The organism is Pseudomonas sp. zfem002 (assembly GCF_032621685.1).
GTDB lineage: Bacteria > Pseudomonadota > Gammaproteobacteria > Pseudomonadales > Pseudomonadaceae > Aquipseudomonas > Aquipseudomonas japonica.
The window spans coordinates 38751-51739 of sequence record NZ_JAVYJH010000015.1 but is presented as its reverse complement, the minus strand read 5'-3'; the positions used below and the strand labels follow the sequence as shown (position 1 = coordinate 51739).

Here is a 12989-nt window from a genome sequence, read left to right as displayed (position 1 = left end):
AGTTGATCCGGGTACCCGTCCATGTCGAACGATCGCCTCGTCCTGCTGGCCTGTACACCTCATCAGAGCCCGTTACGGGCTGTGGCGGGTGGACAGCCGCAGGACATCGTCCATGGCCCCTACGGCCATCGTCGCGAAACCCCCGGCCTGCCCGGTAGCGGCTTCAACGGCCAGTGGCGCGAGCCGGAGACTGGCTGGTACCTGCTGGGCAATGGGTATCGGGCCTACAACCCGGTGCTGATGCGCTTCCACCAGCCGGACAGCTGGAGCCCGTTCGGTGGTGGTGGCCTCAATCCCTACGTGTATTGCCTTGGCGACCCGATCAATCATCGCGACCCCACGGGACACATGGCCTGGTTCGGAGCGTTGGGGCTGGAGGCATTGGGGGGGATGGCGACAAGAGCGCCGGCGGGGGCGGCAGAGGGCGGTTCGGCGGAGGCTTCGCCGTGGCTATGGATTTCCATCATCCTTGGCGTGGCCGCGGTAGGTGCCATCGCCGGCATCGGGGCCGGGCTGAAGGACAAATTCAAGGGACTCCCCTCCAGGCGTCCGTATTCACCGCCCTTGGACCGGTCTACGCCGAGGCATAGCCCTGCGCCGCGTGAATCCGTGATCAGGTTCGCTCCGAGGCCCCCGTCGCCGAGTGTTTCCTCGATGTCCGCTCAGGCACCTGCTCCCGTGACGCCTGTCGCATTGAACTCCATGCCCTCGACGTCCTCTCGGGGAGCTCCGATGTCGGCGTCTGAGTACATGAAACAGAGGCAGGCACGTCATGCCGAGAAGATGAAAAGTGCGATCCATGACCTGGATGGCTCGCGATTCCTGAAGTTCTATAGAAAAAAGGGCAACAAGGTACAGGGCAGGATATTGCTGCGAGATGAGATGTCGTCTTCCCTGCTACGCCCCGCAAAAAGGGCACGCGGTATGACCGTGCCGGATCTCGAGAAGATAGCGATAAGGGGAACCCCGAGTGAAGCTGCTTTCGCCGAGACCGTCCTGACCGAGTATCAGCGCTGGTAGCGCCTTGCCAAGCGCCGCCGGCGTGAGCCGGCAGGTCGGTCAGATCGTCATCGTCGCAGCGTTTGCCGGTCGTGCCGATCAGTGTCCCGATCCTGCTTTGCCGTGCCTCCGTCCGGCCTCTCCCAGGGGCATCAGGCCCGACCGCGCCATCGTCAAGGGCGGCACCTGACAGTTCTGCCAGCTAGGCGCTACGGGCAGGAGGGGTAACCTGTGATCAATCGCGTTTCAGTTGATCCGGGTACCCGTCCATGTCGAACGACCGCCTCGTCCTGCTGGCCTGCACACCTCATCAGAGCCCGTTGCGGGCTGTGGCGGGTGGACAGCCGCAGGACATCGTCCACGGCCTCTACGGCCATCGTCGCGAAACCCCCGGCCTGCCCGGTAGCGGCTTCAACGGCCAGTGGCGCGAGCCGGAGACTGGCTGGTACCTGCTGGGCAATGGGTATCGGGCCTACAACCCGGTGCTGATGCGCTTCAACAGTCCGGACAGCCTGAGTCCGTTCGGGCGGGGTGGGTTGAATGCGTATGGGTATTGCCTGGGGGATCCGGTCAATCGGACCGACCCCGATGGGCATGTGCCCTTGCTGCGGCTGTTTACGCAACTCAGGAAGTTCCTCGGTCGTTCCGCCCGCCGTATTGCCGGGAGCAAGGGCAGGCCGGCTCGGCAGAAAATGCTCCTGAGTGAGCGAGGCTCCACTTCGTCTAGTCTGGCACTCACACCGTCGGCGCCCCCTGAAGATCTGTTGGTGGATTCCGCGGTGTCCGCAGCCAAGACTTCAAAGCCAGACACCCGCTTGACCCCTGAACCGGTAAAAGCGCCTGTGAGAGCCAATCGCCTGTCGAATCAGGCGAAATCTTCGAAGGGGGCAACGCCCAGGGAAGTGAGGGTCTTTAAACCGTCACAGGTCACCGTGCTGCAGCCGATAACGCCAATGGGAGGGAGTGGACGTGATCCGTATTCTTATCTGCCCGCGAAAGCCAGGGAGCTGATTCGGCAAAGAAACGAAGCCGACGCGCTCGATTCCAACCCGTCCGGCACCCTCTGACCTGCTACCCGGCTGTACAGACCGATGGCGGAACGATCTTCCACTGGAGAGGTGCCCGATATGACCTGGACCCTGCTGCTGGCATGTGATCACCCGCAATCGGTGCTGCGGGCGGGAAGAGATGCTGTCGTCTATACCCCGCATGGGTATCACACCAGCCCCTTTCGCGCCGAACTGCCTGCCTTCAACGGCGAACTACCGGAGTGGCGGACCGGCCATTACCTGCTGGGCAACGGCTATCGCGCCTACAACCCGGTGCTGATGCGCTTCAACAGCCCGGATAGCGAAAGTCCCTTTCGGCGAGGTGGCCTGAACGCCTACGGGTATTGCCTGGGTGATCCGGTCAACCTGACGGATCCGGACGGGCATGCGCCTTTCTTCCGCCTGCTGGCGCGGGTGGGGACGCTCCTGCGCCGGGCCCGGAAACGACCGGCACAGCGCCGGCCCCTCGATGGCAATTACCAAGCGTTGCACGGCTCGTCGTCGAGCCTGGAGTCCCAGGTTTCCGCGCGGTTGAGCCGCAAGCCGAGCGAGCCTCTCCTTACGAGCGACGCACTGCAGGAAAGAACGCGGCCCGCAGGTGCTGGAGCCTCGTCCGGCAGGGACAATACTGCGGTGCCCGAGGTGCCGCCTGCATTGATGGACGCGCCTGTCGGGGCCGGCAAGTGGGTGTCGTTGAAGACCGGATCATCGCGGGCTACCGCAATCGCCTCAAGTCCCGATATGAAGAGGAGCCCAAGTCCTACGCATCAAGAGTTGGGCGCGGAAACCGTCAGCGCGGTAGAAGGATTTCTGTCCGACGAACGCAAGAGGATCCGCAGATAGCCTTGAAACAGAGCTTGCCTGTCTGTTCCGATGACCTCCCTGTCATTCCGGCCAGTTCCACGCCGGCTCGTCGAGCATCCCCTGACCCACCACCCGGGTCTGTCCCAGATGCTTCTCCAGCACGATGGAGTTGCACGTCGCATCGCCCTCCAGCGCCTCCATCAACGCCCGGGAGTGGGACACCACCCACATCTGGCAATGCTGCGACGCCTTGGTGATCAAGCGCGCCAGGGCCGGGATCAGGTCCGGGTGCAGGCTGGTTTCCGGTTCGTTGAGGACCATCATGGTCGGTGGGCGCGGGGTCAGCAGTGCGGCCACCAGCAGCAGGTAACGCAGGGTGCCGTCCGACAGCTCCGCCGCCGACAGCGGACGCAGCAGGCCTTCCTGGTGCAGTTGCACGCTGAACAACCCGCCGGGCACCGCGTCGATGTCCAGGCGCGAGCCGGGGAAGGCATCGGCGATGGTGTCATGCAGCGCCTGTGCATCGCCCACTTCGAGGATGGTCTGCAACGCCGCCGCCAGGTCGCGGCCATCGTGGTGCAGCACCGGCGTGCGCGTGCCCAGGCGCGGGGAGCGCACCGGCGCCTGGGCATCGGTGCGCAGGTGGTCGTAGAAACGCCAGCCACGGATCTGCTCGCGCAGTACCAGCACCTCGGGCGACGAGCGCAGGTTGCCGACCTGGTCGAACAGGCTGTCGGCACAGGACGCATGCTGCGCCAGCACCTCCCATTGGCGCCCTTCGCGGGCCTTGATCAGCGCAGCGCGACGGTCCACCAGCAGGCTGGCGGGGCGACACAGCGGCCCGGCCCAAAGGCTCTCGCGCTTGATCTCCGGGTCGAGGGCGAAGCGCGTCACCGATGAAGGCGTGGGCAGGCCGAGGCCGATGGCATAGCCGAAATCCTCGCCGGCGAAGCCCAGCCACAGGCGTTTCACCTTCTGCCGCGGGCCGCCCTCGATTTCCACCTCGCCCTGGCTCATGCGCCGGGTGATACGCTCCGGCCCGGCCCAGAAGGTCGACTCCAGCCCGCCCTCGGCGGCCAGGGCATTGACCACCCCGCCATGGGCGGTTTCCGCCAGCAGGCGCAGGGCCTTGTACAGGTTGGACTTGCCACTGCCGTTGGGCCCGGTGATCAGGTTCAGGCGCCCCAGCGGCAGTACCAGGCGGTTGATCGAGCGGTAGTTGGCGACGGCCAGGGTGGTAAGCATTACGGACTTCCGCGGGAGGAAAAGGGGCTCAGTATCGCTGATCGGTACTGTCAGTTCTGTCAGTTATCGCCTCGCTCGACGACTTGTATGCTGACAAGCATCCGTCCTGGCATGGACAGGGAGCGAAGATGAACACCACCCGACTGCTGGCCTGCGATCATCCGCAATCGGTGCTGCGGGCCGGGCACCAGGCCATTGCCTACAGCGCCTACGGATATCGCTCGCCGGTCTTGCCAGCGGTAGTACCGGGTTTCAACGGCGAGCTTGCGGATACCCTGACCGGACACTATCTGCTCGGCAACGGCTACCGCGCCTACAACCCGGTGCTGATGCGCTTCAACAGCCCGGACAGCTGGAGCCCGTTCGGGCGGGGCGGGCCGAATGCCTATGGCTACTGCCTGGGTGATCCGGTGAACCGGCGCGATCCGGGCGGGCACGCATCAGCACGCAGAGAGGCGGCGGTGGCGACCCAGGGGGATGACCTGCAGACCTTGCTGGTCGTGCTGGGTGTCGTCGTCGGGTTTCTGGCCATGGGCGCAGGCGTGCTGGGCTGGCTACGAGTCAAGGCCGAGCACCATGGCCATGTGATGCGTGTTTCGCTGACCCGCGGCTCGTCCACTGCGCCGCCTTCGCCCGCGCGGGCCCATCTGCGCGAAGGGTTGGAGCAACTCCAGACGCCAGCGCCGTTTACCAGGGCCGTGCGCGGCGTCAACGACAACATGATCAGCCATGGTCACGGCAATCTGCCGATCAGGCAGGCCGATGCCTATATCGAGCGGGTAAACAGAGTCGAGACAGGACAGATATCCAACACCACGGCGCATCTGCAATCGGCCAGCGGATGGGCGCGGGTCGAGGGGGCGGAAGGCCGCGTGGGTATGCTGATGAATACCGCGGCCGGCTTTCTCTCGGGGGGGAGTACCGATGGGCCGGAAAGACAAACCGGACGGGCAATCCGTCGCGCCTCGAGGTGACGGCCGCGGCGTCGGTTTGCGGAAAAACCGAAGTGAACCAATCACCTGCATCGCGGATCGATTTCTATCGCGGCTCTTGTAAGAGAGTTCTCATAACAGCGTGGGCAGTATCCAAACCCTGATCTACGCTAACACACGCATAAAGCACATTCCCCTGTGAAACCGGCGCATGCAAAGGAGCCCGCATGAAGCTGTCGCGTTCTTGTTCATTCGTGTGCCTGGGCCTGGCGCTGCTGCTTGCGGGCTGTCGCGACGAGCCAGCGCAGGAGCCGCAACGGCCGCGGGTGGCGGTGCAGAAGGTCGAGGCGGTGGACTTCGCCGCGCGGGTGACCCTCACGGGCGATGTGCAGGCCCGGGTACACAGCGACCTGTCGTTCCGCGTCGGCGGCAAGATCGTGTCGCGCAGCGTGGACGTGGGCGATCACGTCAAGGCCAACCAGGTGCTGGCGCGCCTCGATCCCAAGGACCTGCAGACCAACGTCGACTCGGCCAACGCCGAGGTGCTGGCGGCGCGCGCGCGGGTGACGCAGAGCGCGGCGGCCTTCGTTCGCCAGCAGAAACTGCTGCCCAAGGGCTACACCAGCCAGAGCGAATACGACTCGGCCCAGGCCGCGCTGCGCAGCAGCCAGAGCGCGCTGAAGGCGGCCGAGGCGCAGTTGGCCAATGCCCGCGAACAACTCAGTTACACCGAGCTGGTGGCCGATGCCGCCGGGGTCATCACCGAGCGCCAGGCCGAGGTCGGCCAGGTGGTCCAGGCCACGGTGCCGATCTTCGGCCTGGCCCGCGATGGCGATCGCGATGCGGTGTTCAACGTCTATGAAGCGCTGTTGCTGGCGCCGGACAGCGCCAGGGCGATCACCGTCAGCCTGCTCGACGATCCGACGGTCCAGGCGGTCGGTCATGTCCGGGAAATCACCCCGACGGTGTCGGCGCAGAGCGGCACGGTGCAGATCAAGATCGCCCTCGACAAGGTCCCGGATGGCATGCAGCTGGGCTCGGCGGTCAGCGCCAGCGGCGCGCCGCAGGGCAAGCCGGGGGTCGAGCTGCCCTGGTCGGCGCTGACCAAGGCGCTGCGCGAGCCGGCGGTGTGGGTGGTGGGCGAGGGCAACGAAGTCAACCTGCAGCCGGTCACGGTCACGCGCTACCTGACCGGCAAGGTGGTGGTCAGCGAAGGGCTGCACAGCGGCCAGGCGGTGGTGGTGCTCGGCGGCCAGCTGTTGCACCCCGGCATGCAGGTGGAAATCGTCGATAACGCGGGAGCGAAGCCATGAAGGGGGCCGGGGTGTTGGCGGGGTGCCTGTTGCTGGTCGCCTGCGGCGGGGAAAAACCGGCGCCGGAGGTGATCCGCCCGGTGCTCTCGATGCAGGTGCAGACCCGTGACGCTCTCGATCTCGGGCGCTTCGCCGGGACCATCCAGGCCCGCTACGAAAGCACCCTGGGCTTTCGCGTCGGTGGACGTATCGCCCGGCGCTGGGTGGATGTGGGCGCGACGGTGAAGCCGGGGGATACCCTCGCCAGCCTCGATCCCACCGACCAGCGCAACCAGTTGCGCGCCGCCGAGGGCGACCTGGCGCGGGTCGAGGCGCAGTGGATCAACGCCCAGGCCAATGCCCGCCGCCAGCAACAGCTGTACGACCGCGGCGTCGGCGCCCAGGCGCAGCTGGATATCGCCCAGACCGACCTGAAGACCACCGGCGCCACCCTCGAACAGGCCAAGGCCGCGGTGCAGCAGGCCCGTGACCAGCTCGGCTATGCCGAACTGCGCACCGACCATGGTGCGGTGGTCACCGACTGGAAGGCCGAGGCCGGGCAAACCGTGACGGCCGGCCAGGCGGTGGTGACCCTGGCGCGGCCGGACGTCAAGGAAGCGGTGATCGACCTGCCGACCTACCTCGCCGATGCCCTGACCCAGGGCGTGGAATTCACCGTGATGGCGCAACTGGACAACAGCATCAGGACCCGCGCCGTGGTCCGCGAGGTCGAGCCCCAGGCCGATGCCAGCACGCGCACCCGGCGCACCCGCCTGACCCTGATGGACACCCCGGCGGGCTTTCGCCTCGGCACCTCGATCAGCGTCGCCCTGAGCTCCGCGGTGACGCCGCGCAGCGAGATTCCTCCCAGCGCCTTGCAGGAGGTGGAGGGCAAGACCCGGGTGTGGATCGTCGATACCCAGCAGAAAGTGGTCAACCCGAGGGATGTGCAGGTGCTGCAACGAGGGCCGGATGTGGTGGTGCTGGCGTCGGGGGTGCAACCCGGTGAACGGGTGGTCACCGCTGGCGTGAACAGCCTCAAGCCGGGGCAGAAGGTCATGGTCGATGAGGGCGAAACTCGATGAAAGGAAGCTTCAACCTCTCCGAATGGGCCCTGCGCCACCAGTCGTTCGTCTGGTACCTGATGTTCGTCGCCCTGCTCATGGGGGTGTTTTCCTACCTCAACCTCGGGCGTGAGGAAGACCCGTCCTTCACCATCAAGACCATGGTGATCCAGACCCGCTGGCCGGGCGCGACCCAGGAAGAAACCCTGCTGCAGGTCACCGACCGCATCGAGAAGAAACTGGAGGAGCTGGACTCCCTCGACTACGTGAAGAGCTACACCCGGCCTGGCGAGTCCACGGTCTATGTCAACCTGCGCGACACCACCAAGGCCGCGTACATCCCGCAGATCTGGTACCAGGTGCGCAAGAAGATCGAGGACATTCGCGGCGAGTTTCCCAAGGGCATCCAGGGGCCCGGTTTCAACGACGAGTTCGGCGATGTGTTCGGCTCGATCTACGCCTTCACCGCCGACGGCCTGAGCATGCGCGAGCTGCGCGACTACGTGGAGCAGGTGCGCGCGGAAATCCGCGAGGTGCCGAACCTGGGCAAGGTCGAGATCATCGGCACCCAGGACGAGGTGCTGTACCTGAACTTCTCCACGCGCAAGCTGGCCTCGCTGGGCATCGACCAGCGCCAGGTGGTGCAGGCCCTGCAGGCGCAGAACGCGGTGACCCCGGCGGGGGTGATCGAGGCCGGGCCGGAGCGGATTTCGGTGCGTACCAGCGGCCAGTTCGCCTCGGAAAAGGACCTGGCCGAAGTCAACCTGCGCCTGGAGGATCGCTTCTATCGCCTGGCCGATATCGCCGAGATCCGCCGCGGCTATGCCGACCCGCCCACGGTGCAGTTCCGCTACAACGGCCAGAACGCCATCGGCCTGGCGATCGGCATGAAGTCCGGCGGCAACATGCAGGTGTTCGGGCAACTGCTGCGCGAGCGGATGGACCAGATCATCAGCGAACTGCCGGTGGGTATCGGCGTGTACACGGTGTCCGACCAGGCGGTGGTGGTGAAGCAGGCCGTTGGCGGCTTCACCAGTGCGCTGTTCGAGGCGGTGGTGATCGTGCTGGTGGTGAGCTTCGTCAGCCTCGGCCTGCGCGCCGGGCTGGTGGTGGCCTGCTCGATCCCGCTGGTGCTGGCGATGGTCTTCGTGTTCATGGAGTACAGCGGCATCACCATGCAGCGGATTTCCCTCGGCGCGCTGATCATCGCCCTGGGCCTGCTGGTGGACGACGCGATGATCACCGTGGAGGTGATGGTCACCCGTCTGGAGATGGGCGAGACCAAGGAGCAGGCGGCGACCTTCGCCTACACCTCGACGGCCTTCCCGATGCTCACCGGGACCCTGGTGACCGTGGCCGGCTTCGTACCCATCGGCCTCAATGCCAGCTCGGCGGGGGAGTACACCTTCACCCTGTTCGCGGTGATCGCCGTGGCCTTGCTGGTGTCGTGGATCGTCGCGGTGCTGTTCGCCCCGGTGCTGGGCGTGCACCTGCTCAGCAGCCAGATCAAGAAGCACGAGGCCGAACCCGGGCGGATCGGCAAGGCGTTTCATGGCGGCCTGCTGTGGTGCATGCGCCGTCGCTGGCTGACCATCGTCGGCACCGTGCTGCTGTTTGCCCTGGCGATCTTCTGCATGCGTTTCGTGCAGAACCAGTTCTTCCCGGCATCTGACCGCCCCGAGCTGCTGGTGGACCTCAACCTGCCGCAGAACGCCTCGATCGAAGAGACGCGCAAGGTGGTCGATCGTTTCGAGGCGACCTTCAAGGACGACCCGGACATCGTCCACTGGAGCACCTACATCGGCCAGGGCGCGGTGCGTTTCTACCTGCCGCTGGACCAGCAGTTGCAGAACCCCTACTACGCCCAGCTGGTGGTGGTGAGCAAGGACTTCGAATCGCGGGAAGTGCTCAAGGCGCGGCTGGAGAAACGTCTGCGGGATGACTTCGTCGGCATCGGCAGCAACGTGCAGTCGCTGGAGATGGGCCCGCCGGTCGGGCGGCCGATCCAGTACCGGGTCAGTGGCAAGGACATCGACCTGGTGCGCAAGCACGCCATCGACCTGGCCACCCTGCTCGACAGCAACCCGCATATCGGCGAGATGATTTACGACTGGAACGAGCCGGGCAAGGTCCTGCGGATCGAGATCGCCCAGGACAAGGCGCGCCAGCTCGGGTTGTCGTCGGAGGACGTGGCCAACGTGATGCAGGCCATCGTCAGCGGCGCGCCGGTGACCGAGGTGCACGACAACATCTACCTGATCGACGTGGTGGCGCGGGCCGAGGACAGCGAGCGCGGATCGCCGCAGACCTTGCAGAACCTGCAGATCGTCACCCCTGGCGGGACCTCGATCCCGCTGCTGGCCTTCGCCACGGTGCGTTATGAGCTGGAGCAGCCGCTGGTGTGGCGGCGCGACCGCAAGCCGACCATCACCATCAAGGCCTCGGTGCGTGACGAGATCCAGCCCACCAACCTGGTCAAGCAGCTGCAGCCGCAGATCGACGAGTTCGCCAGCAAGCTGCCGATCGGCTACGAAGTGGCGACTGGCGGCACGGTGGAGGAGAGCGCCAAGGCCCAGGGGCCGATCGCCAAGGTGATTCCGTTGATGCTGTTCCTCATGGCGACCTTCCTGATGATCCAGCTGCACAGCGTGCAGAAGCTGTTCCTGGTGGCCAGCGTGGCGCCGCTGGGGTTGATCGGCGTGGTCATTGCGCTGGTGCCGACGGGCACGCCGATGGGCTTCGTGGCGATCCTCGGGATTCTCGCGCTGATCGGCATCATCATCCGCAACTCGGTGATCCTGGTGACCCAGATCGACGAGTACGAAGCGCAGGGTTATGCGCCGTGGGATGCGGTGGTGGAGGCGACCAACCACCGGCGCCGGCCGATCCTGCTGACGGCGGCGGCGGCGAGCCTGGGCATGATCCCGATTGCCCGCGAGGTGTTCTGGGGGCCGATGGCCTACGCGATGATCGGCGGGATCGTGGTCGCGACCTTGCTGACGTTGCTGTTCCTGCCGGCGTTGTATGTGGCGTGGTATCGGATCAAGGAGCCGGAAACATCCCAAGACTGACTTGGTCCGTGTGGGAGCGGATTCGCCGGACCGTCGCGATCGGGCGCGCAGCGCACGTAAAACCAGAATGCATATGGTGTCAGGCGGGGCTTGGACTCAGGTTTTACGACGGCTGCGCCGCCGATCGCGGATGAATCCGCTCCCACGCCATACGTGGACATACCTGGAACTAGGTGGGGGCGTCGTGCACACGTTCACCGAACTACCTTGAGAATTCACTTTTCAAGGATGTCCCCATGCCCTATCCAGCCTCCGAACGCCTGCGCATAGGCCGCTATTCCGAACGTGGGCGCTTGTATCTTCTGACTTGTGTGGTCAGGGACCGCGAACCGCTTTTCGGTGATTTAAAACTGGCCCGTCTGGTTGTCCAACAGCTCCGCGCGGCACAAACCGAAGGTGCAGTTGAATCGCTCGCCTGGGTAGTGATGCCCGACCATGTTCACTGGCTGGTGCAATTGAACGAGATCACACTCGATGTCCTGATGCGGCGTTTCAAGGCTCGCAGCGCCTTGCACATCAATAGAGCCCGCCATTCTCGCGGGCGTTTATGGCAATCCGGATTTCACGACCGTGCGCTACGCCGGGAAGAGGATCTGCGCGCTGTGGCACGCTACATCATTGCCAACCCCTTGAGAGCCGGACTGGTCAGTAAGGTCGGTGACTACCCCCACTGGGATGCGATCTGGCTGTAAACGCGGTCGGCGTGGGAGCGGATTCATCCGCGATTGGCCGCAACGCGGCCATAAAACCTGAATCCGGAATCTCGCTGACTCAGCGCTTGTTCAACCGCCGAGCCAACCGGTCCCCGCTCACCTGGATCAACGCCACCAGCACCACCAGCATGACGATCACCGTCAGCATGATCTGGCTGTCGAAGCGCTGATACCCATACCGATAGGCAATATCCCCCAGCCCACCCGCACCAATCGCCCCGGCCATGGCCGACGAGTTGATCATGGTCACCAATGTAATGGTGAACCCGCCGACGATCCCCGGCAGCGCCTCGGGCAGCAACACGTGCCAGACGATATGCCAACGCCGGCAGCCCATCGCCTGCGCCGCCTCGATCAAGCCATGATCCACCTCGCGCAGGCTCACCTCGGCAATCCGTGCGAAGAACGGCGTCGCCGCGATGGTCAGTGGCACCACCGCCGCCCACACACCATAGGTAGTACCGACGATCAGGCGGGTGAACGGAATCAACGCCACCATCAGGATCAGGAACGGAATCGAACGGAACAGATTGACGAACGCCCCCAGCACCCGGTTCACGCCAGGCGCCTCGAAGATCCCGCCCTTGCCGCTGGTGACCAGGATCACCGCCAGCGGAATCCCCACCAGCAAGGCGATCAGCGACGACACGCCGACCATCAGCAGGGTGTCGATCACCCCCTGCAACAAACGATCAAACCACATAGCCAAGCACCTCCACCTGCGCCGCCCAGTGCCGGGCGCGCTGGACGATTTCGTCATGCCCATGGGGCGAGCCGGCCACGGAAATCACCAGTTGCCCCAGCGCCCGGTCCTGGATCGGCTCGATGCCGCCCTGCAACAGGCTGACCCGCCCACCCAGCGCGGCGAACAGCGCCGCCAGGTCCGGCGCCTCGCGATCCTCCCCGCTGATACGCAAACGCAGCACCAATGCCGCCCCTGTTTCCGGCGCGCTCGGCAGCAGGCGCGCCAGCAGCGAAGCCGGCAATGCCGGCTGCAATGGCGCCAGCAGGGTCTTGCTCACCTCATGCCGAGGATTGCCGAACACCTGCCAGACCTCGCCCTGCTCGACGATGCGCCCACGCTCCAGCACCACCACGCGGTGGCAGATATCGCGGATCACCGCCATTTCGTGAGTGATCAGGATGATGGTCAGCCCCAGGCGCCGGTTGATGTCGCGCAGCAGCTCGAGAATCGACTCGGTGGTTTCCGGGTCGAGCGCCGAGGTGGCTTCGTCGCAGAGCAGGATCGCCGGGTCATGCACCAGCGCGCGGGCGATGCCGACACGCTGCTTCTGCCCGCCGGACAACTGCGCCGGATAGACGTGGTGCTTCTCCTGCAGCCCGACCAGTTCCAGCAGTTCCTCGACCTTGCGTCGCCGCTCGGCCTTCGCCACTCCGGCCACCTTGAGCGGCAGCTCGACGTTCTGCCACACGGTCTTGGCCGACATCAGGTTGAAGTGCTGGAAGATCATGCCGATGCGCCGGCGCAGGCCGACCAGCTTGTCTTCGTCGTACTCGGCGATATCCACCTGGTCGATCAGCACCCGTCCACCGCTGGGTTGTTCCAGGCGGTTGATGGTGCGGATCAGCGACGACTTGCCGGCACCGCTGCGGCCGATGATGCCGAAGATCTCGCCGTGCTGGATGTTCAGGTCGATATCGGCCAGGGCCGGGGCGTCCTGCCCCGGGTAGGTCTTGTGCAGGCCGACGAAGCGCACGTGGGCGCTGTTCAGCTCGGGATGCAAGGCCCGCTGCCGGGCCGGTCGGACCTCGGCAACAGGTGGCGCATCCAGCGCCACGCGGGCGTTGGCGGTACTCAT

Annotated in this window: 9 protein-coding genes and 2 pseudogenes; 8 read left to right on the top strand and 3 right to left on the bottom strand. The window is 65.3% G+C overall.

What is annotated here, in order from left to right:
• The first annotated feature begins 21 nt into the window (after positions 1-21).
• The 3 genes and pseudogenes from RTI28_RS17875 to RTI28_RS17865 all read left to right on the top strand — a co-directional run.
• Positions 22-1020, top strand: coding sequence for an RHS repeat-associated core domain-containing protein (locus tag RTI28_RS17875; protein WP_316921698.1), 999 nt, complete (start codon positions 22-24; stop codon positions 1018-1020).
• Positions 1021-1280: 260 nt separating this feature from the next.
• Positions 1281-1613: pseudogene (locus RTI28_RS17870) on the top strand (RHS repeat-associated core domain-containing protein); the annotation flags it as partial.
• A 528-nt stretch (positions 1614-2141) separates the two neighbouring features.
• A pseudogene (locus RTI28_RS17865) lies at positions 2142-2438 on the top strand (RHS repeat-associated core domain-containing protein); the annotation flags it as partial.
• A 495-nt stretch (positions 2439-2933) separates the two neighbouring features.
• Here the strand turns inward: RTI28_RS17865 and RTI28_RS17860 are convergent.
• Positions 2934-4097: an AAA family ATPase gene (locus tag RTI28_RS17860; protein WP_316921697.1), complete on the bottom strand. Its 1164-nt coding sequence runs from the start codon at positions 4095-4097 to the stop codon at positions 2934-2936.
• A gap of 128 nt (positions 4098-4225) precedes the next feature.
• On the opposite strand from RTI28_RS17860, the gene RTI28_RS17855 reads away from it, so the two are divergent.
• The 5 genes from RTI28_RS17855 (at position 4226) to RTI28_RS17835 (ending at position 11148) form a co-directional block, all read left to right on the top strand.
• Entirely contained in the window at positions 4226-5071 is an 846-nt protein-coding gene (locus tag RTI28_RS17855) for an RHS repeat-associated core domain-containing protein (RefSeq protein WP_316921696.1), read from the top strand.
• 185 nt (positions 5072-5256) lie between these two features.
• Positions 5257-6342: an efflux RND transporter periplasmic adaptor subunit gene (locus RTI28_RS17850; RefSeq protein WP_316921695.1), complete on the top strand. Its 1086-nt coding sequence runs from the start codon at positions 5257-5259 to the stop codon at positions 6340-6342.
• On the top strand, positions 6339-7406 hold the full coding sequence (locus tag RTI28_RS17845; RefSeq protein ID WP_316921694.1) for an efflux RND transporter periplasmic adaptor subunit: 1068 nt from the start codon (positions 6339-6341) through the stop codon (positions 7404-7406). Before RTI28_RS17850 ends, RTI28_RS17845 begins: the two co-directional genes overlap by 4 nt.
• The gene (locus tag RTI28_RS17840; RefSeq protein WP_316921693.1) at positions 7403-10456 is read left to right on the top strand and encodes an efflux RND transporter permease subunit; all 3054 of its coding nucleotides are present in this window, start codon (positions 7403-7405) and stop codon (positions 10454-10456) included. The genes RTI28_RS17845 and RTI28_RS17840 overlap by 4 nt, the downstream gene beginning before the upstream one ends.
• A gap of 236 nt (positions 10457-10692) precedes the next feature.
• The gene (locus tag RTI28_RS17835) at positions 10693-11148 is read left to right on the top strand and encodes an REP-associated tyrosine transposase (protein WP_316921692.1); all 456 of its coding nucleotides are present in this window, start codon (positions 10693-10695) and stop codon (positions 11146-11148) included.
• A gap of 79 nt (positions 11149-11227) precedes the next feature.
• Here the strand turns inward: RTI28_RS17835 and RTI28_RS17830 are convergent, their stop codons facing one another.
• Positions 11228-11872: a methionine ABC transporter permease gene (locus RTI28_RS17830; protein WP_316921691.1), complete on the bottom strand. Its 645-nt coding sequence runs from the start codon at positions 11870-11872 to the stop codon at positions 11228-11230.
• Positions 11862-12989 carry a methionine ABC transporter ATP-binding protein gene (locus RTI28_RS17825; protein WP_316921690.1) on the bottom strand — a complete coding sequence of 376 codons (1128 nt, stop codon included), beginning with the start codon at positions 12987-12989 and terminating at the stop codon, positions 11862-11864. Before RTI28_RS17825 ends, RTI28_RS17830 begins: the two co-directional genes overlap by 11 nt.